At 69.3% G+C, this 24,452-nt stretch carries 21 protein-coding genes and 1 pseudogene; 7 read left to right on the top strand and 15 right to left on the bottom strand.

Annotated elements, in window-relative coordinates; all coding sequences use genetic code 11:
- Positions 1 to 21: 21 nt before the first annotated feature.
- Positions 22 to 2,958, bottom strand: a complete 2,937-nt coding sequence (locus ACVPT3_RS02470) for a bifunctional [glutamine synthetase] adenylyltransferase/[glutamine synthetase]-adenylyl-L-tyrosine phosphorylase (RefSeq protein WP_492042636.1) — start codon at positions 2,956 to 2,958, stop codon at positions 22 to 24.
- A 236-nt stretch (positions 2,959 to 3,194) separates the two neighbouring features.
- Here ACVPT3_RS02470 and ACVPT3_RS02465 point away from each other — a divergent pair, with 236 nt between their 5' ends.
- From ACVPT3_RS02465 to ACVPT3_RS02455, 3 genes are all read left to right on the top strand, one after another.
- Entirely contained in the window at positions 3,195 to 3,914 is a 720-nt protein-coding gene (locus tag ACVPT3_RS02465; protein WP_492042635.1) for a 16S rRNA (uracil(1498)-N(3))-methyltransferase, read from the top strand.
- 89 nt (positions 3,915 to 4,003) lie between these two features.
- The gene (locus ACVPT3_RS02460) at positions 4,004 to 5,365 is read left to right on the top strand and encodes a glutamate--cysteine ligase (RefSeq protein WP_492042634.1); all 1,362 of its coding nucleotides are present in this window, start codon (positions 4,004 to 4,006) and stop codon (positions 5,363 to 5,365) included.
- Between the two features lie 57 nt (positions 5,366 to 5,422).
- The gene (locus ACVPT3_RS02455; RefSeq protein WP_492042633.1) at positions 5,423 to 7,000 is read left to right on the top strand and encodes an ATP-binding protein; all 1,578 of its coding nucleotides are present in this window, start codon (positions 5,423 to 5,425) and stop codon (positions 6,998 to 7,000) included.
- A 36-nt stretch (positions 7,001 to 7,036) separates the two neighbouring features.
- Here the strand turns inward: ACVPT3_RS02455 and ACVPT3_RS02450 are convergent, their stop codons facing one another.
- The 3 genes from ACVPT3_RS02450 to ACVPT3_RS02440 form a co-directional block, all read right to left on the bottom strand.
- Positions 7,037 to 8,479, bottom strand: coding sequence for a response regulator (locus ACVPT3_RS02450; protein WP_492042632.1), 1,443 nt, complete (start codon positions 8,477 to 8,479; stop codon positions 7,037 to 7,039).
- 104 nt (positions 8,480 to 8,583) lie between these two features.
- Positions 8,584 to 9,129 (bottom strand): hypothetical protein, encoded by a 546-nt coding sequence (locus ACVPT3_RS02445; RefSeq protein ID WP_492042631.1) that lies wholly within the window; start codon positions 9,127 to 9,129, stop codon positions 8,584 to 8,586.
- Positions 9,126 to 9,344 (bottom strand): hypothetical protein, encoded by a 219-nt coding sequence (locus tag ACVPT3_RS02440; RefSeq protein WP_492042630.1) that lies wholly within the window; start codon positions 9,342 to 9,344, stop codon positions 9,126 to 9,128. The genes ACVPT3_RS02445 and ACVPT3_RS02440 overlap by 4 nt, the downstream gene beginning before the upstream one ends.
- A gap of 99 nt (positions 9,345 to 9,443) precedes the next feature.
- Here ACVPT3_RS02440 and ACVPT3_RS02435 point away from each other — a divergent pair, with 99 nt between their 5' ends.
- Positions 9,444 to 10,424 carry a glycosyltransferase family 9 protein gene (locus ACVPT3_RS02435; RefSeq protein WP_492042629.1) on the top strand — a complete coding sequence of 327 codons (981 nt, stop codon included), beginning with the start codon at positions 9,444 to 9,446 and terminating at the stop codon, positions 10,422 to 10,424.
- Here the strand turns inward: ACVPT3_RS02435 and ACVPT3_RS02430 are convergent.
- The 9 genes and pseudogenes from ACVPT3_RS02430 to ACVPT3_RS02390 form a co-directional block, all read right to left on the bottom strand.
- Complete coding sequence (locus ACVPT3_RS02430; protein WP_492042628.1) at positions 10,421 to 11,881, bottom strand: sensor histidine kinase; 1,461 nt, start codon at positions 11,879 to 11,881, stop codon at positions 10,421 to 10,423. The genes ACVPT3_RS02435 and ACVPT3_RS02430 overlap by 4 nt on opposite strands.
- A pseudogene (locus ACVPT3_RS02425) lies at positions 11,882 to 12,216 on the bottom strand (endonuclease domain-containing protein).
- Positions 12,217 to 12,344: 128 nt separating this feature from the next.
- The gene (locus ACVPT3_RS02420) at positions 12,345 to 13,016 is read right to left on the bottom strand and encodes a response regulator transcription factor (protein ID WP_492042627.1); all 672 of its coding nucleotides are present in this window, start codon (positions 13,014 to 13,016) and stop codon (positions 12,345 to 12,347) included.
- Positions 13,017 to 13,100: 84 nt separating this feature from the next.
- Positions 13,101 to 14,639, bottom strand: coding sequence for a Do family serine endopeptidase (locus tag ACVPT3_RS02415; RefSeq protein ID WP_492042626.1), 1,539 nt, complete (start codon positions 14,637 to 14,639; stop codon positions 13,101 to 13,103).
- A gap of 105 nt (positions 14,640 to 14,744) precedes the next feature.
- Positions 14,745 to 15,251 (bottom strand): cytochrome c-type biogenesis protein, encoded by a 507-nt coding sequence (locus ACVPT3_RS02410; protein WP_492042625.1) that lies wholly within the window; start codon positions 15,249 to 15,251, stop codon positions 14,745 to 14,747.
- Positions 15,248 to 17,236 carry a heme lyase CcmF/NrfE family subunit gene (locus ACVPT3_RS02405; protein ID WP_492042624.1) on the bottom strand — a complete coding sequence of 663 codons (1,989 nt, stop codon included), beginning with the start codon at positions 17,234 to 17,236 and terminating at the stop codon, positions 15,248 to 15,250. The genes ACVPT3_RS02410 and ACVPT3_RS02405 overlap by 4 nt, the downstream gene beginning before the upstream one ends.
- A complete protein-coding gene (ccmE, locus tag ACVPT3_RS02400; RefSeq protein ID WP_492043775.1) occupies positions 17,233 to 17,706 on the bottom strand; it encodes a cytochrome c maturation protein CcmE in 474 nt (157 codons plus the stop codon). The genes ACVPT3_RS02405 and ccmE overlap by 4 nt, the downstream gene beginning before the upstream one ends.
- Positions 17,707 to 17,776: 70 nt before the next feature.
- Positions 17,777 to 18,592 (bottom strand): c-type cytochrome biogenesis protein CcmI, encoded by an 816-nt coding sequence (gene ccmI / locus ACVPT3_RS02395; RefSeq protein ID WP_492042623.1) that lies wholly within the window; start codon positions 18,590 to 18,592, stop codon positions 17,777 to 17,779.
- 17 nt (positions 18,593 to 18,609) lie between these two features.
- Positions 18,610 to 20,046, bottom strand: coding sequence for a hypothetical protein (locus ACVPT3_RS02390; RefSeq protein ID WP_492042622.1), 1,437 nt, complete (start codon positions 20,044 to 20,046; stop codon positions 18,610 to 18,612).
- A 168-nt stretch (positions 20,047 to 20,214) separates the two neighbouring features.
- On the opposite strand from ACVPT3_RS02390, the gene ACVPT3_RS02385 reads away from it, so the two are divergent.
- From ACVPT3_RS02385 to ACVPT3_RS02375, 3 genes are read left to right on the top strand one after another with little or no spacing between them, the layout of a single operon-like run.
- Entirely contained in the window at positions 20,215 to 21,147 is a 933-nt protein-coding gene (locus tag ACVPT3_RS02385; protein WP_492042621.1) for an ABC transporter ATP-binding protein, read from the top strand.
- Positions 21,147 to 21,914 (top strand): ABC transporter permease, encoded by a 768-nt coding sequence (locus ACVPT3_RS02380; RefSeq protein ID WP_492042620.1) that lies wholly within the window; start codon positions 21,147 to 21,149, stop codon positions 21,912 to 21,914. Before ACVPT3_RS02385 ends, ACVPT3_RS02380 begins: the two co-directional genes overlap by 1 nt.
- Positions 21,915 to 21,955: 41 nt before the next feature.
- Complete coding sequence (locus ACVPT3_RS02375; protein ID WP_492042619.1) at positions 21,956 to 23,062, top strand: hypothetical protein; 1,107 nt, start codon at positions 21,956 to 21,958, stop codon at positions 23,060 to 23,062.
- Positions 23,063 to 23,067: 5 nt separating this feature from the next.
- On the opposite strand, the gene ACVPT3_RS02370 is transcribed toward ACVPT3_RS02375, so the two are convergent.
- Together ACVPT3_RS02370 and ACVPT3_RS02365 are read right to left on the bottom strand one after the other, a co-directional pair.
- Positions 23,068 to 23,445 carry a Rieske (2Fe-2S) protein gene (locus ACVPT3_RS02370; protein WP_492042618.1) on the bottom strand — a complete coding sequence of 126 codons (378 nt, stop codon included), beginning with the start codon at positions 23,443 to 23,445 and terminating at the stop codon, positions 23,068 to 23,070.
- The gene (locus tag ACVPT3_RS02365; RefSeq protein ID WP_492043774.1) at positions 23,438 to 24,436 is read right to left on the bottom strand and encodes an NAD(P)H-dependent glycerol-3-phosphate dehydrogenase; all 999 of its coding nucleotides are present in this window, start codon (positions 24,434 to 24,436) and stop codon (positions 23,438 to 23,440) included. The genes ACVPT3_RS02370 and ACVPT3_RS02365 overlap by 8 nt, the downstream gene beginning before the upstream one ends.
- Positions 24,437 to 24,452 lie beyond the last annotated feature (16 nt).

Raw genomic sequence — 24,452 nt, 5'->3', positions numbered from 1 at the left:
CGCGGCCTTCGACATGCCCTGTCAGGAGATTGAACGCGGCCCCGCCTCATCTCCGTCGCGGGCCGTTTCGTCGCGGCCGGCCGGCACCGCCCGTTCGAAGGCCTTGCGCGCCCGCGCCCGCAGTTCGGTCAGTTCGGTCTTCAGCGCCGCGAAGTCCTGCGCCCCCGCCGCCTCGGCCAGCCGCAGTTGGAAGACCCCCGGCTCCGCCTCGGGATCGACCCGGCCTTCGAAGGCGGCGGCCAGCAGATGGGCCAGCCGCTGTTGCACCCGCCAGGCCTCGGCCAGGACCGGATCGTCGTGCAGGGCCTCCAGGGTGGACAGGGTCAGGGCCTCGCCCGCAACGGCGGCCTGGAGCTGGCGGTATTGGGCCGCGAACTCGGCGTCCACCTGGCCGCCGGGCCACAGTTTCAGATCCCAGAAGCCGTGCGGGCGGCGCTCCCGATCCATCAGGGCGCGCATCTTGCGGATGTCGGCGGGCACATCGACGCCGGGGCGGGGCCGGCGCAAGGCCGCCTCGATGGCCGCCGAGACCCGGTCGCCGAAGACCGGATCGCTGGCCCAGACGACGCGAGCGCGGGTTAAAACCATGAACTCCCAGGTCTCGGCCTCGCCGGCGTAATAGTCGTCGAAAGCCGACAGCCGCACCGAGACCGGCCCCTTGGATCCGGTGGGGCGCAGCCGCATGTCCACCTCGTAAAGGCCGCCCTCGGCCGTATGGGCCGACAGGGCCGCGATCAGCCGCTGGGTGAAACGGGCGTAGAAGACGTCGGCGGTCCAGCCCTTGATCTCGGACACGGTCTCGGGCGGGGCGTCGTACAGGGTCATCAGGTCCAGGTCGGACCCGGCCGTCATCTCGCGCGACCCGGCCTTGCCCAGGGCCACCACCGCCACCGCGCCGGGGAAGCCGCCGCCCAGCCGCTCGGTTTCGGCCAAAGCCGCCGGCGACAGGGTCCGCATGGCGGCGTCGGCCAGGGCGGCGTAGGCGCGGCCGGCCGCTTCGGGTCCCGCCCGACCGGTCAGGGCGTGGATGCCGATGCGGAACATCTGTTCGCGGTGCAGGCGGCGCACGGCGTTCATCGCCCCTTCGAAATCTTCCGTCTCATCCGCTTCGCGCAGCATCTGTTCGGTCAGGCCGGTCTCGTCCGACAGGTCCGCCAGGAAGCGGGCGTCCAGCACCCCGTCCAGGGCCGCCGGCTGACGCCCCAGGGTCCGGGCCAGACGCGGCGCGAAGGCCATGACGCCCAGCACCATCTCGAACAGTTTCGGCTGGTTCAGGAACAGGGCCTGGACCTGAACCCCCGCCGCCAAGCCCGAGAAGAAGACGGCGAACCGGCGGAAGGCGTCATCGGGCGCGCCGGACCTCGCCAAGGCCTCCAGCAGGCGGGGCGCCAGGCGGGTGAACAGTTCCCGCCCCCGCTCGGTCCGGGTCGCGGGGATGCGGCCATGGTGCCAGGAGCGGATGGTGTCGGCGACCGACGGCGCCTCCGAAAACCCCATCCGGCGCAGGGTCTCGAGCGTCTCGGGATCGTTTTCGACCCCGGTGAAGACCAGGCTGCCATAGCTGGAATCCAGCTCCTCGCCGCCTTCGAACAGCTCGCCGTAGCGGGTGTTGACCCGGACCAGCAGGGCCTCGACATGGGCGTCGAAGGCGGCAAGGTCGGTCCAGCCGGCCAGGGCGGCGACGGCGGCGCGCGCCTGGGCGTCCTCGGGCAGGCGGTGGGTCTGCTCGTCGTCCAGCATCTGGATCCGGTGCTCCAGGCCGCGCAGTTCGACATAGGCGGCCGACATCTCCTCGGCGACGGCGACGGGGATGTGGTCGGCCTGGGCCAGGGCCGTCAGGGCGTCAAGGGTGCGCGTGGCGCGCAGGGCGGGGTCGCGACCGGCCAGAATCAGCTGCTGGGTCTGGGCGTAGAATTCGATCTCGCGGATGCCGCCCCGGCCCAGTTTCAGATTGGCCCCGGCCGCCTGCAGCCCCTCGCCGGTCTTGTGGACATGGATCTGGCGTTTGATGGCCTGAATGTCGAGGACGGCGGCGTAGTCGAGGCTGCGACGCCAGATGAAGGGGCGCAGGGCTTTCACGAACCGGACGGCGGCGCGCGGGTCGCCCAGCACCGGCCGGGCCTTGATGAAGGCCGCCCGCTCCCAGTTCTGGCCGACGCTCTCGTAATAGGCCAGGGCCATCGGTCCGGCGACGACCGGCGGGGTCGAGGACGGGTCGGGCCTCAGCCGCAGATCGACGCGGAAGACATAGCCGTCGGCCGTCCGTTCGGTCAGCAGGGTGGCGATCCCCTTGCCGACGCGATTGGCGAAGTCCTGCATCTCTTCACCCTCGCGCAGAGCCAGGCCCATCAGGCGCGGTTCGAAGAAGAGCGAGATGTCGATGTCGGACGAATAGTTCAGCTCGTTCGCGCCATGTTTGCCCATGGCCAGGCCGAACAGGCCGGGGATGGGGCCGCGCGCATCGTCGGGGGGCGAGACCAGACGGCCCCGCGCGCGCTGCTCCGCCGCGACAGCGCGCAGGGCGGCGCGGCAGGCGGCGTCAGCGAAGCTGGACAGGGCGCCGGTGACCTGATCCAGATCCCAGACCCCGCCCAGATCGGCCAGGGCCGTCAGCAGGTGCAGGTCGGCCTTCAACACCCGCAGCGGGGCGCGGACATCATCGGGTTCAGCGTCCAGGGCGTCGGTGTCGGCGAGGATGCGGATCAGGCCCGAGGTCGGGTGGGTCTCCAGCAGGCGGCGAAGGTGGGCGGGGCGGCGACGCATCAGGCCGGCGAGATAGGGCGAGGCGCCGGCCACCGGCGCCAGGGCCGGCCAGGCGGCGTCCAGGGTCTCGCGCCAGCCGTCGGCCTCTGCGGCCTCGACCAGCGTCTCCAGCAGACGTTCGGCGGCGGCGGGGTTGGCGACCGGTCCGGCGGGCGTCAGAATCTTGAACAGAGGCTGGGGCTTGGAATCGGGCATTCAACTCTTCCGCTTGTCCCCGCCAAGGCGGGGAGGCTTGCGTTCGAAGAGAACGCAGTGACTTCACATACATCATTGCGGGCCAGCGCAAGGGACCCCCTGCCCGCCTCGATCGAACATCATGCTCCGCACCGCCCCGCCGCGGACGAACTGTTCAAAGGTTTCAACGCGAAGTATGGCTGCGCCGCACCGACGCTTTGACTGAACTCCCGCTTCCGCGGGATAGCGGATTTGAGATGATACGTTTGCACGTGAATGGGGCCTTGCTGTCCGGAACCCCCGTCGCCCCCACCCTCGACCAGTCCCGCTATCTGACCCAGGTCATGCGGCTGAAGCTCGGTGACGAACTGCTGGTGTTCAACGGGCGGGACGGCGAATGGCGCTGCACCGTCGCGGAGGTCCTGAAGAAGGGCGTCATCCTGCGCGCCGAGGAACAGGTCAGGCCCCAGACCCTTGGCCCCGATCTGGAACTGATCATCGCGGTGGTGAAAAAGGCGCGCGTCGAGACCATCGTGGAAAAGGCGGCCGAACTGGGCGCACGCCGGGTTCGGCTGGTGCTGACCAAACGGACCAACGCCGATCGTATCCGCCTGGACCGGCTGGACGCCATCGCCGAGGAAGCCGCCGAACAGACCGGCCGCATGGACGTGCCCGCCGTCGACGACCCGGTGAAGCTGGACGCCCTGCTGGACGGCTGGGAGGCGGGGCGCCGGCTGATGTTCTGCGACGAAACAGGAGGGGCGCCGGCTGTGGCGGCGATGACCGCAGCGGGTCAGGGCCCGTGGTCCATCCTGATCGGTCCCGAGGGTGGTTTCTCGCCGGAAGAAGGCGAGCGGCTGCGGTCGCTGCCGTTCACCACCGCCGTGTCGCTCGGTCCGCGCATCCTGCGCGCCGACACCGCCGCCATCGCCGCCATGACCCTGTGGCAGGCGGCTGTGGGGGATTGGGAGCGCTGATTTTTGCAAGCCCCTTGAGCCGGGCCCAAACCTCGCCCATCTAGCCGCGACACACGGTTGCTCGCGATGCGCCGGAGGGGATCTGACGCATGACCGACAACGCGCCGCTGAGCCGGGACATCCTCATCGAAGCCATGTCCAGGGGCGCCAAGCCCAAGGACCAGTGGCGGATCGGCGCCGAGCACGAGAAGTTCGGCTTCGACAAGACCAGCCTGGCCCGCCCCGCCTATGAGGGGCCGAACGGCATCAAGGCCATGCTGGAGGGCCTGCAAAGGTTCGGCTGGGCGCCCGTCGAGGAGAACGGCGTCCTGATCGGGCTCGAGCGCAAGAACGACGAGGGCTTCATCGCCTCGGTCAGCCTGGAGCCCGGCGGCCAGTTCGAGCTGTCCGGCGCCCCGCTGAAGACCATCCACGACATCTGCAACGAGACCGGCCAGCATCTGATGGAGGTCAAACAGGTGGCCGACCAGCTGGGCGTCGGCTTCCTGGGCGCCGGCTTCGATCCGCTGTGGACCCGCGAACAGGTGCCCGTCATGCCCAAGGGCCGTTACGACATCATGCGCGCCTATATGCCCAAGGTCGGGAGCCTGGGCCTGGACATGATGCTGCGCACCTGCACCATCCAGGCCAATCTGGACTTCGATTCCGAAGCCGACATGGTGGCCAAGTTCCGCACCTCCCTGGCGCTGCAGCCGATCGCCACCGCCCTGTTCGCCTGTTCGCCCTTCACCGAGGGCCGCCCGAACGGTTTCCTGTCGGCGCGCGCCAATGTCTGGACCGACACCGACGCCGACCGCACGGGGATGCTGGGCTTTGTGTTCGAGGACGGGTTCGGGTTCGAGCGCTATGCCGACTATGCGCTGGACACGCCGATGTATTTCGCCAAGCGCGACGGCAAATATGTCGACGCCTCGGGCCAGTCGTTCCGCGACTTCCAGGCCGGCAAACTGCCCGCCCTGCCCGGCGAATATCCGACCCTCAAGGACTGGAACGACCATCTGACCACCCTCTTCCCCGAGGTGCGGCTGAAGGCCTATCTGGAAATGCGCGGCGCCGACGGCGGCCCGTGGAGCCGGATCTGCGCCCTGCCCGCCCTATGGGCCGGCGTCCTGTATGACGCCCCGTCGCTGGCCGCCGCCTGGGATCTGGTCAAGGACTGGGACATCGCCGATCACGAGCGCCTGCGCCGCGACGTCACCCGCCTGGGCCTGAAGGCCGAGGTGGCGGGCCGCAGCGTGCGCGACATCGCCGTGGACCTGGTCGACATCGCCAAACAGGGGCTGAAGAACCGCGCGCGCTTCTCGGGCGGCATGGTGGACGAGCGCGGCTATCTGTCCGAACTGGAAGATATAGCCGACAGCGGCGTCACCCCGGCCGAGCGGCTGCTAGACCTTTACCACGGGGCCTGGTGCGGCGATGTGAAGCGAATCTACGCAGACTTCGCATACTGAAGACAAGGCGTCCTTAACCCAGGGGCCGTAAGGTGAGCCCCGTAAGGATAAGCCCGAATGATCAGCCTGCCGACTGCAGCCTCGCCCTCAAGCGCCGCCGCCTCCGAGGTGGATCTGGACACCTTCTTCGACGTGTCCCTGGATCTGCTGGTGGTGCGCGAGCTGGACGGGCCTGTGGTCAAGGCCAGCGCCTCCTGGTTCTCGGTCCTGGGGTATCGGCCCGATGAACTGGTGGGTCAGGTCCTGCCCCGTCTCGTGCATCCCGACGACCTGTCCGCCACACAGATGTCCATCCTGGAGGTCACCAACCGCCGCCCCGGCGACCCGGTTCTGGGTCAGACCAATCGCTATCGGCACAAGGCTGGCCACTACGTCACCCTGGAATGGCGCGCCCAGAGGTTCGGCGACCGGATCTATGCGGTCGCGCGCGACGTGACGGCCAAGGTCGCCGCCGAAAAGGCCCTGATCGAGGCCAAGGCCGCCGCCGAGGCCGCCAGCCGCGCCAAGTCCGACTTCCTGGCCAATATGAGCCACGAGGTGCGAACGCCCCTAAACGGGGTGATCGGCATTGTCGATGCGCTGTCCCGCACCACCCTGGATCCCGCCCAGACCGAGATGGTCAACCTTATCCGGGCGTCCGGCGTCACCCTGGAACGGCTGGTGTCCGACATCCTCGACGTCTCCAAGATCGAGGCGGGCGAGCTGACGCTGGAGACCCGCCCCTTCGACCTGGACGAGGCCCTGGACGCGTCGCTGGACGTCATGCGTGTCCGCGCCGAAGAAAAGGGCCTGAGATTCGACGTCATCCGCGACGATGAGGCGCGCGGCGTCTTCGTCGGCGACAGCACCCGCATCCGCCAGGTGATCGGCAACCTCCTGTCCAACGCGGTGAAATTCACCCACCAGGGCGGCGTCACCGCCCGCATCGTCCTGGACGAAGACCACGACAGCCTGACCCATCTGATCGTGGACATCCAGGACACCGGCGTCGGCTTCGACGCCGAACACGCCCCCCGCCTGTTCGACCGCTTCAGCCAGGCCGACGCCACCATCACCCGGCGCTTCGGCGGCACGGGCCTGGGCCTGTCGATCTGCCGCGCCCTGGTGGAGATGATGGGGGGGCGGATCACGGCCGAATCAACGCCCGGACAGGGCAGCCGCTTCAGAGTCGAGATCCCTTTGGCCCGAAGCGCCTCCCTGTCCGACTATGTCGCCGGCGAACGCGCCCGGGCGGCCGAGGTCCCCGCGCCGATGAACACGATCCGGGTCCTGCTGGCGGAAGATCATCCGACCAACCAGCGCGTGGTTCAGCTGATCCTGGCCGGACACCCCGTCGAACTGATCACGGTCGAGGACGGCGCCCAGGCCGTCGCCGCTTTCCAGGCCGGCAGCTTCGACGTGATCCTGATGGACATGCAGATGCCCGGCATGGACGGGCTGACGGCGACCCGCACGATCCGCGAACTGGAAGCGGCGCGGGCCGCCAACATCCACACGCCGATAATCATGCTGAGCGCCAACGCCATGGCCCAGCACCGCGAGCAGGCGATCCAGGCCGGCGCTGATATCCATGTGCCCAAGCCCATCACCGCCGCCAGTCTGCTGGCGGGCATCCAGACCGTCCTTCAGACCTGAAGACCGCCTGAAACAAGCGCGCCTCGCGACGCCCCTTCAGGCGACGGCGGCGATCAGCGGCGGGCCGCTCTTGCGCCAGTCGCTGCCGACCCAGCTGAGCACCATATGGGTCAGTTCGACGATATTGATCGGCTTGGCCATGCAATCGTCCATCCCCGCAGCGGCGTATTCAGCCTTCTGTTCCGCCAGGGTGTTGGCGGTCAGGGCGACGATCGGGACCGCCCCGCGATGCCCCGGCAGGGCGCGGATGGCGCGGGTGGCCGCCACACCGTCCATGACCGGCATCTGGATGTCCATCAGGATCAGATCCCAGTCGCCGGTGCGCGCCGCCTCCAGCCCCTGGGCGCCGTTCTCGGCGGTGGCGCAGACAATGCCCTGGACGTCCAGGACAGCGACGACCAGGGCGCGGTTGCAGTCGTGATCATCGACATACAGGACGCGCGGCCCGCCGGGCCTAGCCTCGGTCTCCCGGGGAACCAGCGTGCATGCGGCGTTGGAGGCAGCCGGCAAGGGTTCCGGAGAAACCGCCTCGTCCGCGTCGCCGCCATCGCGAACCGATTGCTCGATCATCTCGTTGACCACCGACAACAGCCGTTGGCCCGCGCAGTTGATGCTCGCCACGCGGGCGGCCTGTTCCTCATCCAGAACAGTCGTCGCGAGCAGGTCCGAGAAGCCGATCACCGTGTTCAGCGGCGTGCGCAACTCGTGCGACATTTCGGTCAGAAAGACCTGGCGGGCCTCGGCCATAGCGGCCTTCTGCTCGGCGGCGACGCGAGCCTTTTCGGCCTCGATCCGCGCCGTCACATCGTGCTCGTCCAGAAGAACGGCGGCCTGGCCGGTCGCCGGATCCAGGGTGGGACGAACGTCGAGCTGATGCCAGCGCAGGCCGTCGCGCGTGACCACCTGGCAGACGTCGCTGAAGGCGTTTCCTGCCGTGGCGGCGCTCAGAAACGGCTGGGCGCGCCCCGGCTCGGCGAAGCGCGCCGCGAAGTCGTCAGCCGCGCCATAGGCCGCGAACGCCGCAGGGTTGGAGAAGATCGGTCGCCCCTCGGGGTCAAACAGGCTGATGAGGGTGGAGGTGTGGCGCAGGGCCTCGGTGGCGCGGTTCTCGTCGCCGTCCGCAACGAGCGGAGACGCTTCGACCAGAAGCACGGGCGCGCCGTCTTCCAGGTGATAGGTCGAAATCACCGCCGAGACCGACACCGGATGGCCGTTCGGATAAAAGGTCCACTGCTCGCAGACGGCGGCGCCGTCGGCGGTTTCACGCACCATTCTTTCGACTCGCGCCTCGGCGGCGGGTGAAAGCTGGCCGAAGTCACGCGCCTGCAAGGCTTCGAGGCTGTCCGCCTCCCACAGTTCCAGCGCCGCCGGGTTGGCATAGACGCCACGCCGGTTGGCGGGGTCGAACAACCATATCGGGCGACGCAGAGCGTCCCAGTCCTGCATAGGCACGGCGCGTCCCTTCTGGACGTCTAACAACAACCATCGTTATCGAGGGAAATGGGCTAATGAGCAGCTAAGCGCCCTATAGGGGAACGCGCTTAGTCGGGACGTCGCGACGGCTGATCCGGCGCGGCGGAACGTCACACCACGGCGTATCGCGCCTCAACGCCGTCGGGCTGGAACGCGTGCTCCCCCAACTTGCTCAACGATCGCAGCACGCGCTCGAGGAAGGCGGCGGGATCGCCCGCCTCCACCGCCGGGCGCAGCCAGTCGGTGACGACAGCGCGGGCCGGATAGGTCCCCACCGGGCCGGGAATGCTCAGCGCCACCTCGACACCCTCGGCGATCCAGCCCGCGACCGTGGCGAAGAAGTCGGGCGAGGCCAGGAAGTCCGACGGACGGATCACATAGAGGGTGATGACCCCGTCCTCGATCCCGTCGGGCCGCACGATCACCCCGCTGAGATCGGGCCGCCAGTCGTCCGACAGTTCGACCACCCGCCACAGGCAGAACCAGATGCGGCAGGTGTTCGGCCGGATCGCATGGACCGAGCAGCCGGCGGCCTCGACGCAATAGGCGCACAGTTCGCCGGTCGGCTTGGCCAGTTCCGGCAGGTCCAGCGGAATGGCCCGGCAGCATTCGACGCAAGCCCCGCAGGTCCGGCCGGGCAGCAGGGGCAGGCTCACCCGCCCGCCCGCTCCAGACGGGTGATGCGCCGATCCATGTCGGCGACCACGGCCTCGAGCCGCGCCTTTTCCGAGGCCATGTCCACCGGCGTGCCGTCCTCATAGGCGATGGTCGCCCCCTGGGCGATCAGATCGAGGCGATAGATGGCCGTCACACGCTGGGCCTTGAAGCGTTCGAGGGCGGCGGCGGCGGCGGGATCGGAGGCGTCGGTCATGGGTCAGGCTCTAGCCCATGGCGTCCGGCGGGGAAACCAGGCTGTGGATGCGGCTTTTGGCGCTGAACCCCGTCCAGAATCCCTGTATGAGGTTCACGGATGATCGGGCGCTTTCCCATCCTCTATATCGCCGAGGCCGACGCCGAGGACGCCGTGCTGTCCTCGGGCGTTCTGGCGCATCTGGTCGAGAGCCTGCCGAACGCCGCCTTCACCATCGTCGGTTCGGCCGCCAGCGCCCCCCTGTTCGCCGACACGCCGCGTCTGGACCGGCTTCTGGTGCTGGAGCGCGAGGGGCGTTTCGACTGGATCGCCCTGTGGAACCAGGTGCGCGGGACCAAATGGGGTCTGGTCGTCGACATGCGCGGCTCGACCCTGTCGGGCCGGCTGAGACGCCACAAGCGGGCGGTGCGCGGCGTCGATGCGCCAGGCCTCCACGCCGTCGAGGCGGCGGCCGCCGTCCTGCAGATGGAGCCGCACGAGGCGCCGACGCCGCGCATCCACGTCTCGGATCTGACTATGGCCCAGGTCGAGGCCCTGATCCCGAGCGACGGCGGCGCCAATTCTGAAAGGGATCGGCCCATTCTGGCCATCGGCCCCGGCGTCGAATGGATGGGCCGGCGTTGGCCCGCCGAACGCTACGCCAAGGTGGCGACCAAACTGCTGGCGGACGACGGACCGCTCGCGGGCGGACGGCTGATGCTGGTCGGCGAAGAGATCGACCGCGAGGCGGCCCATACCATCCGCTACGCCGTGCCGCGTGCGCGGGTGATCGAGCTGCAGGGCAAGCTGACGCGGCTCCAGACCGTGGCGGCCCTGTCGAAGGCTCGGCTCTATATCGGGGCGGATTCAATCTGGACCCATCTGGCCACGGCCTCGGGCGCGCCGGTGGTGGCGGTGTTCGGTCCTTCCGACGAGACGACGCGCGGCCCCTGGAAGGGCGTCGCCGTGCGAGGCCCGCGGTCGTTCGACGAGTTCAAGACCCTGGACCCCCGGCTGAACCAGGCGATCCAGCACATGATGGACCTGCCGTGGGAGCGGGTGCTGAGGGCGTCGCTGGGGATGCTGAAGGCCCGGACCTAGCCGGCCCTGTCCGCCATGCCTGGAACCGGGCCGAAGACCTGGCCCTGCCCCGCCGGCGGCAGGACCAGCGCGACCCGAAGGCCGGGTCCAAAGCCGTCATAGGCGCCGGGGCCTTCGTCCAGCACCACGCGGCCGCCGTGGGCCTCGGCCACCGCCGTGACCAGGGACAGGCCCAGGCCCGAGCCCGGTTCGGTGCGGCTGTTGTCCAGGCGGACGAAGCGCTGGACCACGCGTTCGCGGTCCTCTTCCGGCACGCCGGGGCCGGTGTCGGTGACGGAATATTCGATCTCGCCGGACGACCGCCGCCGCGCCCTCAGCTTCACCGCCCCGCCGGCCGGGGTGTATTTGATGGCGTTGTCGATCAGATTGGCCAGGGCCTGGGCCAGGAAGGGCTGGTTGCCCTCGATCATCAGGCCGGTCTCGACCTCGGACGAAAAGTCGATCGACTTGTCCTCGGCCGCCGGTTCGTAGAGCTCGGCCATGTCGGCGGCCAGTTCGGCGGCGTCCATGAGCTTGGGATCCGGGGCGCCGCCGGCCTGAAGCCGGGCGATGGCCAGAACGGTGTTGAAGGTCTTCAGCAGATGGTCGGCCTCGTCCAGGGCGATGCCCAGGGCGTCGACCCCGTCGATCTTGCCCGCCTCGGCGTCGATCAGGGCCACCTCCAGCTTGGCCCGCATCCGCGTCAGGGGCGAACGCAGGTCGTGGGCGATGGCGTCGCCGGCGTGGCGGATCGAGGCCATCGACCCCTCCAGCCGATCCAGCATGGTGTTCAGCCCCTGGCCCAGTTCGTCCAGCTCGTCACCGGTGTGGCGGATGACGGCCCGCTGTTTCAGGTCGCCGTCCTGCACGGCCTGAACCACGCGGTTCAGCCCGCCCATGGCGCTTTCGACCCGGCGGCTGATGTAGAGGCCGCCCGCCAGCCCCAGCAGCATGACCAGGCCCATGGCGCCCCACAGGGCCTGGGTCAGGCGCGACAGATATTCCTCGATCCCGCCGATATCCTCGCCGACGAACAGGGTGTCGCCGCCCGCCAGGGGCATGATCACGCCGATGGAGCGCCGGTTCTGGACCCGGCCGTCCGGATCGGTGCTGGTGAGGCGGAAGGTGCTCCATTCGCCCCTGCCCACCTGGCGGGGTTCCTGAAGGTCGAACGGCATGACCGACAGGTTGCCGGTGACGATCTGGCCGTCAGGCCCGGTCAGCAGATACAGATAGGGCCCGCCCCGGATCGTCCGCTCCACCAGGGCCTGGTTCAGGGCGTCCACCCCTCGGGTGCGGTGGATCGCGGTCAGGGCCTCGAACTCGGTCTCCACATCGGTGCGGGCGCGGGTCTGGGCCTCTGACGCCGAGGCGAAATAGACATAGGCCAGGATCGCCCCCGCCGCCGCCACGAACAGGGCCAGGAACAGCAGCGTCAGCCGGAAGGGCGTGCGGCGAAGGAGGGAGGGAAGACGCACCTATTCTCCCTCCCCTTTATGGGGAGGGACGGCGGCGCGAAGCGACGCCAGGGTGGGGGAGTCCTCTAGTCTGGCCCTGATATAGGTCATCACGTCGCTGATATTGTCGCGGATCGCCGCGTTGTCGAACCGCAGGGTGACGAAGCCTTCCCGCGCCAGCACTGCGTCCCTGATCCGGTCACGGCGTATCTGTTCATCGCTGAGGTGGGTCTGTCCGTCCACTTCGATCACCAACCGGCGCTGAAAACAGACGAAATCCAGATAATAGCCTTGAAAGGAGCCTGTCGGCGGAAGTGAAAACCCGCCGGCCGCAGTAGTTTCAGGTTCGCCCACATCCGCGCTTCCGGCGGGGTCATGGTCTTGCGCATCGTGCGGGCGCGTTCGGTTTCGGAGGACATGGAAACTTCCCCACCCTGATCGCTGCGCGATCGTCCCTCCCCATAAAGGGGAGGGAGAATTATGGCTACGCCTCCAACCGATAGCCGGCGCCGCGCACGGTCTGGAGCATGGCGCGGTCGAAGCCTTTGTCGATCTTGGAGCGCAGGCGGCTGATGTGGACGTCGATGACGTTGGTCTGAGGGTCGAAATGATATTCCCACACCTTCTCCAGCAGCATGGTGCGGGTCACCGACTGGCCGGCGTGGCGCATCAGGAACTCCAGAAGCTGGAACTCGCGGGGTTGGAGGTCGATCTCGGTCGCGCCGCGATGAACGGTGCGGGCGATCAGGTTCATTTCCAGGTCGCCGACCTTCAGCACCGTCTGGACGCCGCCGGTCTCACGACGGCGCGACAGGGCCTCGACGCGGGCGATCAGTTCGGCAAAGGCGTAGGGCTTGACCAGATAGTCGTCGGCTCCGGCCTTCAGGCCCGTCACCCGGTCCTCGACCTCGCCCAGGGCCGACAGGAACAGGACCGGGGTCTGGTCGCCGCCCTTGCGGACGGTCTCGACCATGCCGACGCCGTCGAGGCGCGGCATCATCCGGTCGACCACATAGACGTCATAGCCGCCCTTCTGGGTTTCCAGCAGGCCGAAGGCCCCGTCCACGGCGTGGGTCACGTCATGCCCCGCTTCGGACAGCCCCCGCACCATGGCCGTCGCCGCCTCTGCGTCGTCCTCGACCACCAAAATCCGCATGGAACCCCTCCCGGAATCAAAATCGCCGCCGATGGTAGCGCATCGGCGGCGATTCAGTGAGTTACGGCTTAGTCAGATTGCCGATCAGTTTTTCGGCAGTTCGAGCACCACCGATCGCGCGCCTCTCGGCGTGCGAACCAGCAGAAGCACGCCCGGCCGACCTGCAGCCCGCGCGGCGGCTATGGCGCGCGAGAGATCGGCGGGGGATGTAACCACCTGGTTGTTGGCGCGCTGGATGACCGCGCCGGCGGGAATATCGAGCTGAGCCGCTTTCGAGCCCGGAGCGGTTTCGAGGACGACCACGCCCTGAACATCGGCCGACAATCCGTAGCGCTGGCGAACCGCGGCGGACAGAGGGGCGACCCGGATGCCCTCGACCGTGTCCGAAGCGGAGGGGTTCGACGGAGAAGCTGAGCCCCCCGATCCACCGTCAGCCGCATTCAGCTCGGCTTCGGACGGTCGTTTGGCGGCGCGGATGGCGAGTTCCTGGCGGCGACCGTCGCGAAGCACCACGAAGCGGACCGTCTGCCCCGCAGGCGTCGCCGCCACCAAGCGCCGCAGCTCGCTCGACCCGTCGATATCGCGGCCGTTGACCTGAATTACGATGTCGCCGACCTGGACGCCCGCCTTTTCGGCCGGTCCGTCCGACGTGACGTCGCCGACCAGGGCGCCTTTGACACCCTCCGGCAGGCCCAAGGCCTCGGCTCCGCCCGGCGGCAGGTCCTGAATGCCCACGCCGACATAGCCGCGCTCGATCGTCTGGCCCTGCATCAGACGCGAGGTGACGGTCTTGGCGACCTCAGCCGGGATAGCGAAGCCAATGCCGACAGAGGCGCCGGTCGGCGAATAGATGGCCGAGTTCACGCCGATAACGCGGCCGTAGATATCGAAGGTCGGTCCGCCCGAGTTGCCCCGATTGATGGCGGCGTCGATCTGGATGTAGTCGTTGTAGCCGGACGGGTCGATGTCGCGGGCCTTGGCCGAGACAATACCCGCCGTCGCCGTGCCGCCCAGGCCGAAGGGATTGCCCACCGCGATGACCCAGTCGCCGACGCGGGGCTGGGCCGTCTCTTCAAAGCTGACGTATTTGAAGTTGTCACCATCGACCTTGATCACCGCCAGGTCGGTGCCTTCATCACGACCGATCAGCCGCGCCGGCAGTTCGCGACCGTCCGACATCTTGACCTTGATCTCGGTGGCGTCGGCGACGACGTGGTTGTTGGTGACGATGAAACCGTCCTGCGAGATGAAGAAGCCGGAACCGGCGCCCTGGGTCGTCTTGGGCTCGGCCTCTTCGCCTTGACCGCCCCGGCCCTGAGGCGGGACGAACTGGAACGGCAGGCCGGGGATCTGGAAGGCGCCGCCCTGGGGCTGGTCGACCTTGACCGTCACGTCGATCTGGACGACGGCCGGCGCGACCTGATCGAAGATGTTGGCGAAACTGTTGGGCGCGCCGGGTGGGGGCGAGAAGCTGTCGCCATTGGCCGGCAGCGGAGTGATCCGGTTCACCGCCTGCGGTTCCGCGTGGGCGCCGGGCCAGTTGATGACCCCGCCCGCCGTCGCCGCCGCCGCGAGGGTGAGGCCGGCCGCGGCCCCGAGAATGAACTCTTTACGCTTCAGCATCGTGGTCCTTGCGATCCTTTGTCGAGGCGAAACCACCCCGTCTTCGCGATTGATATAGGCGGAACGGCCGTGACGCCAATTCCGGCGTTCGATGGATGATCTCGACTAGCGCCCGTCGTGAGGCGAGGTTGCGTCCAGATCGCGGCGAAGCTTCTCATTTCGGAGAACTTCGTCCAGCCGCCGTTCCTCGTCCGGCGAAAGCGGTGCGGCGTCGGGCGTCGGGCGGCGTGCGCGCAGCGCCAGAACCAGCGCCGCCAGCGCCGCCAGAGCGAAGGGGCCAAACCACAACAGCCAGGTCCCGGCCCGCACCGGCGGGGTGAACAGCACATAGTCGCCGAACCGGCGCACCAGGTCGTCGCGCACCGCCTGGTCGGAGGCGCCGGACGCGATCTCCTCGCGGATCAGGCGGCGCATGTCGCCGGCCACGCCCGCCGGACTGTCGGCGATGGCCTCATGCTGGCACACCACGCAGCGGACGTCCTTGAACAGGGCCTGGGCGCGGGCCTCCTGGGCCGGATCGTTCAGCGGACGGTCAGGCGCAGCCGGGGGCTCGGCCGCCGTCAGCATCAGCGCCAGGACCGGCGCGGCGAGCAGGATCGACAACCGCCTCACGCCGCCGTCCTCCGCCGCGCGCCGACGCCCAGCCGCAGGCGACGGTCCAGCAGGGACAGCAGCCCTCCGAACGCCATGATCATCGGTCCCAGGAAGATCAGTCGCGCCCACGGATTCCAGTACAGCCGCACGACCCAGGCCGGGGCGTCCGGCGTCCCCGCCCGCTCGCCCATCACCACATAGACGTCGTCCAGACCCCGGAAATCCAGACCGACCTCGGTCGTCGTCTGGCCACCGGCAGGGAAGAAGCGGCGCTCAGCCGTCACCGTCGTCGCCCGGCCCCGGTCGTTCGCCGGCCGCACGGTCAGACGGCCCTGCTCGGCCAGATAGTTGGGGCCTTCGACCACGCGTATCTGGTCCAGGGTCACGGTCCAGGGGCCGGCGGAGACGCTCGAGCCCAGGGACAGGGCGCGCGCGGCCTCGGCCTTGAAGCCGGTCTCGACCACCGCCCCCAGGATGAAGACGCCCAGGCCCAGGTGGGCCAGGCTCATGCCCCAGGCGCCCAGCGGCAGACCTTTCAGACGACGCATCGTCTCGGCGCCCGAGGCGCGGAACAGGCGCGCCCGTTCGGCGACCTCAGCCAGCGAGCCCAGGATCAACCAGGCGCCCAGGCCGATGCCGGCGGCGGCAAAGGCCCTTTTCGGCTCCCAAAGGGCGTAGGCCGCGAGGGCGCTGACCAGCGCCAGGCCCGCCGCGACGGCCAGCCTCTGCATCGCCCCGGGCAGGTCGCCGCGCTTCCACGCCAGCAGCGGCCCGGCCGGCAGGATGATGAAGGCGACCGTCATCAGCGGCACGAAGGTGGCGGCGAAGTAGGGGGGGCCGACCGAGATGGTGGCGCCGGACGCCGCCTCCAGAATCAGCGGGTAGAGGGTGCCCAGCAGGACGGTCGCCGCCGCCGCGGTCAGGAACAGGTTGTTCAGCACCAGGGCGCCCTCGCGGCTGACGGGGGCGAACAGGCCGCCGCCCTTCAGCTGGGGCGCGCGCCAGGCGAACAGGGCGAAGGCGGCGCCCGCCGTGACCCCGAGAATGGCCAGCAGCATCAGGCCGCGCTGCGGATCGACGGCGAAGGCGTGGACGCTGGTCAGGACGCCGGAGCGCACCAGGAAGGCGCCCAGCATGGAGAAGCTGAAGGCCAGCAGGGCCAGAAACACCGTCCAGCCCGCCAGCGCCCCCCGCCGCTCGGTCACCACCGCGCTGTGCAGCAGGGCCGCGCCGGCCAGCCAGGGCATGAAGGAGGCGTTCTCGACCGGATCCCAGAACCACCAGCCGCCCCAGCCCAGCTCATAATAGGCCCAGAACGACCCCAGGGTGATGCCAACGGTCAGAAAGGCCCAGCTGGCCAGGGCCCAGGGCCGCACCCACCGGCCCCAGGCGGGCCAGAAGGCCGTCTGCGCCCGGCCCTCGATCAGGGCGGCGACGGCCAGGGAGAAGCAGACGGAGAAGCCGACATAGCCGGCGTAGAGCAGCGGCGGATGCACGGCCAGGGCCGGATCCTGCAACAGCGGGTTCAGCGACGCCCCCTGGAACGGCGCGGGGTCCAGCCGGGTGAAGGGGCTGGAGGTGAAGACGGCGAAGGCAAGGAACAGCGACCCGAGCGCGCCCTGCACCGCCACGGCCGAGGCCTTCAGCCCGAACGGCAGGCCGCGCGCGCGGGCCAGGGCGCCGCCGAAGACGGTCAGGACCAGGCACCACAGCAGCAGCGACCCCTCGTGACTGCCCCAGGCGCCGGCGACCTTGTACAGCATCGGCTTGTCGGTATGGCTGTTGGCCGCGACGTTGGAGACCGAGAAGTCAGACACGACGAAGGCGTAGATCAGGGCCGCGAAACTGAGGGCCACGGCGCCGGCCGCCGCCAGGGCCGCCCCTTGCGCCGCGCCCGCCAGGACCGGGCTGCGCCGCGCCCGCCCGCCCGCCGACAGAGCCGTCTGCAGAATCGACAGGGCCAGGGCCAGAGAGAGGGCGAAGGCCCCCAGTTCCACAATCACAGCGGATTGATCCCTTTCGTCTCCGGTCGCCATTCGCCCTTGGCCTTGATCCGGTCGGCGACCTCGCGCGGCATATAGTTTTCGTCGTGCTTGGCCAGAACCTGGCTGGCGTGGAAGACCCGGTCGGCGCCGAACGATCCCTGGGCCACGATCCCCTGCCCTTCGCGGAACAGGTCTGGCAGGTCGCCGTGATACTGGACCCGGGTCGTAGCGATATTGTCGGTGACCGTGAAGACGACGAGGCCGTCGCCGGATTTCTGCACGCTGCCGGTCTGCACCAGGCCGCCCAGACGGATGTTGCGCCCGACCGGCGCCTTTTCGGCGGTCACCTCGGACGGCGAATAGAAGAAGGTCACGCTGTCCTGCATGGCCCACAGCGACAGACCCGCGGCGAGGGCCAGGATGGGGGCCACGGCGATGACCACCCACAGGCGACGGCGCGCCTTCGGCGATTTCGGCAGCCAACTCATGCGGCGTAACATCCGAGCTCGGAGGACAGACCGGCCGCATATACCGGCCTCGACCCGCGCGACCAACGTGTCATTGCGTCCCCGCCGGCAGTCGGCGCTCCAGATCGATCCGGCGCGGATCGGCCGGGTCCAGGGCGGCGATCAGCGGCGACCACAGGGCCCGCGTCGCCGCCGCATCGCCCCGACGCAGGGCCGCCTCGCCCAGGAAGAAGCGAGCGCCCAACTGGTCGGGATCATTGCTCAGCGCCTCGCGGAAGGCGGCCTCGGCGTCGCCGCCGATCTGGCCGTCATTGGCCCGCACCAGACTCTCGCCCAGCCGCGCCCAGGCCTGGGCGTCCATCGGGTCCAGTTCGATCAACCGGCGGAAGGCCGAAGCGGCGCCCAAGGGATCGTCGGCGGCGAAACGGGCGGCGCCCAGCATGGCCAGGGCCTGACGGTCCCCGGGCCTCTGTTCGACCACGCGCGCGGTGACTGCGGCCAGCTGGGCGGGCTCCAGCGTGTCCAAACGGTTCGCCCAGTCATCGACGCGCCGCTCATAGGCCTGGTCCGCCGCGCCAGGCGATCCGGTCAGGACATAGAGGACGAGGGCCGCGGCCACGGTTGCTGCGATGCCGCCAAGCGTCCAGAACCGGTCCAGACGTCCGGCCGTCGGCGTCGCGGCGACATGCCCGGTCAACAGTCTGCGCCCCGCTTCGGCCCGCGCGGCGGCGTATGCGGCTTCGTCCAGCAGGCCGCGGGCTCTCAGCCGGTCCAGCTCGTCCAGTTCGCGCGCGCCGATATCCGCTTCGACGCCCGCCGTCGGATCGGCCCCGCGTCGCGCCCCGGCCAGCACCAGCAGGGCGGCCATCGCCGCCGCCAGGCCGGTCATTATCCAGAAGGCGATCATTTGCGCCGTCTATCGCATCAGGCGGCGGCGGGCGAGGCCCCAGTGAAGCCGGCTGTCGCAAAGGCGGCCTCGGCGACCTTTGGACGCATCGCCTGGGCGGCCTCGGCGGCGGCGGCGCGGCGGCGGATGGCTCTGGCCGCTTCCAGCGCCTCGATCAGGGTCAGGAATCGCGCAGCGGTCCCGATCAGACGCAGCGGCGGATCCGGGTCGGCGACGCCGCCGTCGGCGATGCTGTCCAGCGCCTCGTTGGCCCAGGTGGACAGATAGTCGGTCAACTCGGCCCTCAGGCCCTGGCGGTCGGCCTCGCAGCCGAAGGTGACCGCCGCGCCCCGCAGCCTTGCGACAGACGAAAGCAGGACGGCCGCCGCTTCGATCAACTCGCCCTTGACCGGAGCCTCCAGCCAGGGACACAGGCGCGTCATGCGACCGGCCAGCACCTGGCGTTTCATCGGCAGAGCGGCGTGCACCGCGGCCGAGGTCGACTTCATCAGTCTCGACAACTGGCCCACGACCTCGATCCGCGCCATTCGCGCGGCCTTGCCCCAGGGCGAGTCCGGCCGCAGTTGAAGACACATGTCCATTTCGGCCAGCACGCCGGCGCACCAGGCCGCGTCCTCGACCACCGGCGCCATGTCCGCTCCGTTCCGCGGCGACAGGCCGGCGGCGATGCGCCGGACCCGTGTCTGGACCGCGGCGAGCAGGCGTTCGACGAAGCCGCCCATTTCGGAATGGCTGAGAATAGCCTCGGTGTCGGCCAGACGGTTGGTCCGCGTCACGACTCTCAGCATACGTTCCGCGTCGGCGACGTGGGCGAAAAGGATGTCGATCATCCGCCGACCGCCGTCCGGCGATATCTCGAGACAGTCCTGGATCAGCAGTCGAAGCCCGGCCGCCTGATTGCTATCAGGTCGCTCCAGCCAGACCGGCAAGCGCGGCAAGGCGGTTCGCGTGAGGGGCACCAGGTCGAAACAGCCCGCCAGTTCCGCTGAAGTGGCGCGTATCGCCGTTACCGCCGAGCCAGGCGACGCCGGACCGGAGATGTCCCCCGGCCAGACGTCTCCCGGCCGATCCCGCAGCACTGCAGCGGCGCGCGCGCACAGCCGGTCGGCCGCCTTGGTCCACTCGCCTTCGACGGCGCCCGCCCCGTCCAGCAGTCCCAGGAAAGCCTCCTCCCCCGCTCTCGCCTCGCGCCAGACCCGCGTCAGGACGGCGCTGGGAAAAACCAGGGCCGGCACGCCGTCGGCGCGGGGCCGAAACATCGGCAGAAGGGGCGCGAAGGCGGTGTCGCGCCGGACGCGGTCGCGGACCTCCTCAGCCACCAGCAACGCGAATTCGGCCGCCTTTCCGCCTCCCAGCGAGGGCGCAGCGACGCCGAGCTGCGCCAGGACAGCGTCCGGCGCGGCCTGGACCACCGCCTGAAGGGCGGCGCGACGGGCTGCTGACAGCGAAGACAAAGAACACTCCCGAAGACGGGCGATGGGAACGGCTAAGGTGCAGGTGTTAGGTTAACAACGGCTTCTCGACGTCTCAGTTCGCTCTCCCCCTTGAGCCGCAGCCACGGCACGCCATATTCGCGCCACCAAGACGCCCGGCGCATTCGCTCCAGGGGACAGGAAGCGCCGATGCCGGTTATCGAAATCCAAGGCCTGACCAAGACCTACAAGTCCGGGCTGCAGGCGCTGAAACGCGTCGATCTGACCATAGAGAAGGGCGAGATCTTCGCCCTTCTGGGTCCGAACGGGGCCGGCAAGACCACCCTGATCTCCATCGTCTGCGGCATCGTCAACGCCACGACGGGGACGGTGGTCGCCGACGGTCACGACATCAGGAAGGATTTCCGCGCCGCCCGCACCAAGATCGGCCTGGTGCCGCAGGAGCTGACCACCGACGCCTTCGAGACGGTGCTGGCCACCGTCACCTTCAGCCGGGGCCTGTTCGGCAAGCCCGGGAACCCGGCCCTGATCGAGCAGATCCTGAAAGACCTGTCGCTGTGGGACAAGCGCGACTCCAAGATCATGACCCTGTCGGGCGGGATGAAGCGCCGGGTGATGATCGCCAAGGCCCTGAGCCACGAGCCGGACATCCTGTTCCTGGACGAACCGACCGCCGGGGTCGACGTCGAACTGCGCCGCGACATGTGGGCCATGGTGCGCAAGCTGCGCGAGCGCGGCGTCACCATCATCCTGACCACCCACTATATCGAGGAGGCCGAGGAGATGGCCGACCGGGTGGGCGTGATCCTGAAGGGCGAACTGATCCTGGTCGAGGAAAAGACCGCCCTGATGAAGAAACTGGGCAAGAAGACCCTGACCCTGAACCTGATCGAACCCATGGCCGCCCTGCCGGCCGACCTGTCCGAATGGGACTTGGCGCTGAGCCCCGACGGCGGAGAGCTGGAATACAGTTTCGACGCCAACGCCGACGACACCGGCGTGCCCGGCCTGATCCGCCGGCTGGAACGGCTGAACATCGGCTTCAAGGATCTGAACACCCGCCAGAGCTCGCTGGAAGACATCTTCGTCAGCCTGGTCCACCGCGACGGGGAGGCCGCCTGATGAACTTCAACGGACATGGCGTCTGGGCCATCTATCGGTTCGAGATGGCGCGGGCCCTGCGCACCCTCTGGCAGAGCGTGGTCACGCCCGTGATCACCACCGCCCTGTATTTCGTCGTCTTCGGCAGCGCCATCGGCGGCCGGATGGAGGCGGTCGACGGGGTCGCCTATGGCGCCTTCATCGTGCCGGGCCTGATCATGCTGAGCCTGTTCACCCAGTCGATCTTCAACGCCTCCTTCGGCATCTATTTCCCGAAATTCACCGGCACCATCTACGAAATCCTGTCGGCGCCGGTGTCGTCGCTGGAGGTGGTGCTGGCCTATGTCGGAGCGGCGGCGACCAAGTCGGCGGTGCTGGGCCTGATCATCCTGGCGACTGCGGCCCTGTTCGTGCCGCTGCAGGTGCTGCACCCGGTCATGATGCTGGCCATGCTGGTGCTGATTTCGGTGACCTTCAGCCTGTTCGGCTTCATCATCGGCATCTGGGCCGGCAGTTTCGAACAGCTGAACTTCATTCCGATGCTGATCGTGACGCCCCTGACCTTCCTGGGCGGATCCTTCTATTCGATCGACATGTTGCCCGACGGCTGGCGCACCGTGGCCCTGTTCAATCCAGTGGTCTATCTGATCTCGGGCTTCCGCTGGACCTTCTACGGCGCGGGCGACGTGGCGATCGGGACCAGCGTGGCCGCCACCCTGGGCTTCTTCGCCCTGTGCCTGGGCGTGGTCATGTGGATGTTCAAGACCGGGTACCGGCTGAAGGCGTGAACCGTCACGAAACCGGCCATATCCCCAGCGATTAGAGTATTATGTCCGACGACGCCAAGATCACACCCGCCACGCCGCCCGCCTCGAACGGTCCATCTGGGAGACCGCCGGAGCCGTTCGTGCGCAAACAGGTGACCTGGGGGCGTATGCCCGCGACGACCTTCCACGTCGGACCCGTGCCGATCGCGCCCAATCCGCTGGACCGGATCCCCAACCGCCCGCTGCGCAAGACGCCGCTGGGCCAGACAGGCCAGGGCGGGGGCCAGATTTCGGGCCCGGTTTCGAGACAGGCCCAGGAGCCGCCGCGCCGTGTCCCAGCGCCGCGCGCCGGCGGCGATATCCTGAGCGGCTCGCTGATCCCCCAGGCGCGTCAGGGCGCCGGTCCGTTGACGCCGACGCCTGCGCCACAGCCAGAGCCCACACCCTTGCCCAGCGCCGACACCACCGTGCGGCCCCTGCCCGGCGGTGCTGTGACGGACGCGCCTTCGGCGCCCGCCTCCCTGCCCCCCGTATCGGCCGAGCCGCAATCGGCGCCTGTGGTCGTGGCCCCAGCCCTGGTCCCAGCCCTGGCCCCGGCTGAGCCGTCTCCTGCTGTTGAGGCCGCCCCGTCGGTCACGCCCAGTTTCGCGCGGGCCGCGACCCGGCGGCCGTCGCGCCTGCCGCTGTATATCGGCGGCGGCCTCCTGGCGGTGCTGGCGGTCGGCGGCGGCCTGTGGTTCGCCCTGCGTCCCGCCCCCGTCACCGCGCCGGTCGCGCCCGCTCCGGCGGCGGCGCCCGAAGCCGTGACGCCGGCCGCTGCGCCTGTGGAACCCCCGCCGGTCGAGACCGCTGCGCCCACGCCCGTCGAAGCCGCGCCGGTCGAGGAAACACCCGCTGTTCCAGCCGTCCGGCCTGCGGCGGCTCCGACGGCCGCCCCGACCTCGTCTGCTCGACCCGCGACGACGACGCGTCCCCAGACTCCGGCGCAATCCACCGCGCAAACCCCGGCGCCCCGTGCCCCGGCGGCTCAGACCCCGGCGGCCGTCGCGACACCCCAGCCTGAAACGCCGGCCCCGGTCGTCGTCGTCGCACCTGCGCCGACCGTCGCGCGCCCGGCCCAGACTGACCCGAACGCCCCGGTCGTGACCCGGCCCCAGCCGCTGGACTGAAACCGCTAGGCCGTGCGGATGATTCCGCCGCTGGTCGTCACCGGCCAGGGCGTCAGCCGTCCGCCGGCGCAGGGACCGCCCTTGCATTCGCCGGTCAGGGGTTCGAACACCGCGCCGTGCCAGCCGCACAGGATCAGCGACCCATCCGGCGTCAGATAGCGGTCCAGTTCCATGGCGATGGGGAAGCCGGCGTGGGGGCACCGGTCGATCCAGCCGGCGACCGTACCGTCCTTGCGCACGACAAACCCATGAAAAAAGGCCTCGCCGATCTGCAAGACGAAGCCGCGCGCGCCGGGCTCGGCGATGTCGTCCTCGGCGCAAAGGGCTACGCCGGGCGGCGTTTTCCAGACCCGTTTGCGCTCGATCGGCGCCTCTTCAGACACGTTCGGCCTTCAGCGGGCGCGACAACAGTCCGTCGATCAGGCCGTCCACGGTGATCTCGCCCGCCAGCAGGGCCGCGATGCCTTCGGCGATGGGAGTCTCCACCCCCAGCCGCGCGGCCAGGGCGCGCACGGCCGGCGCGCTCTCGTAGCCTTCGGCCACTGAACGTTTGCCGGCCAGGGCCTGTTCGACCGTCTGGCCCTGGCCCAGGGCCAGACCCAGGCTCATGTTGCGCGACTGGGGGCTGGAACAGGTCAGGACCAGGTCGCCCAGGCCGCACAGGCCCGCCACCGTCTCGGCCTGTCCGCCCATGGCGACGGCGAGGCGGGTCATTTCCGCAAAGCCGCGCGTGATCAGGGCGGCGTGGGCGCTGCGCCCCAGCTGACGTCCCTCGGACACGCCGCAGGCGATGGCCAGGACGTTTTTCAACGCTCCGCCCGCCTCGGCCCCGATCAGGTCGGTGGCCAGATACGGCCTGAAGCCCGGCGCCGACAGGGTGTTCAGCAGGGCCTGGCCCAGGACCGGATCGGCGCAGGCCAGGGTGACGGCGGTCGGCAGGCCGCGCGCCACCTCGCCGGCGAAACTGGGGCCGGACAGGACCGCCGCAGGGGCGTCCGGCAGGGTTTCGGCAAGCACCTCGGTCATCAGTTTCATCGTGCCGCGCTCGACCCCCTTCGAGCAGAGCACCACCGGCACGCCGGCGCGGTGATGGGGCGCAAAGGCCGTCAGGGTCGCCCGCATATGCTGGGCCGGGGGCACGGCCAGGATCAGGTCGCAGTCGCGCAGATCGGCCAGATCGGCGGTGAATTTCAGGTCCTCGGCTAGGGTGACGCCCGGCAGATACAGGTCATTGGCCCGCGTCGTCGCCAGGGTCTCGACCAGCTGGGGCTCGCGCGCCTGAAGCGTCGCCTCCAGGCCGGCGCGGACGCAGACCTGGGCCAGGGCCGTGCCCCAGGCGCCGGCGCCGATGACCCCTGCGGTGCGGAATTCCATGCGCCCTCCCGAGGCG

It is taken from the genome of Brevundimonas sp. FV1ps31S (assembly GCF_058681265.1).
This window is presented reverse-complemented; position numbering and strand designations above follow the sequence as displayed.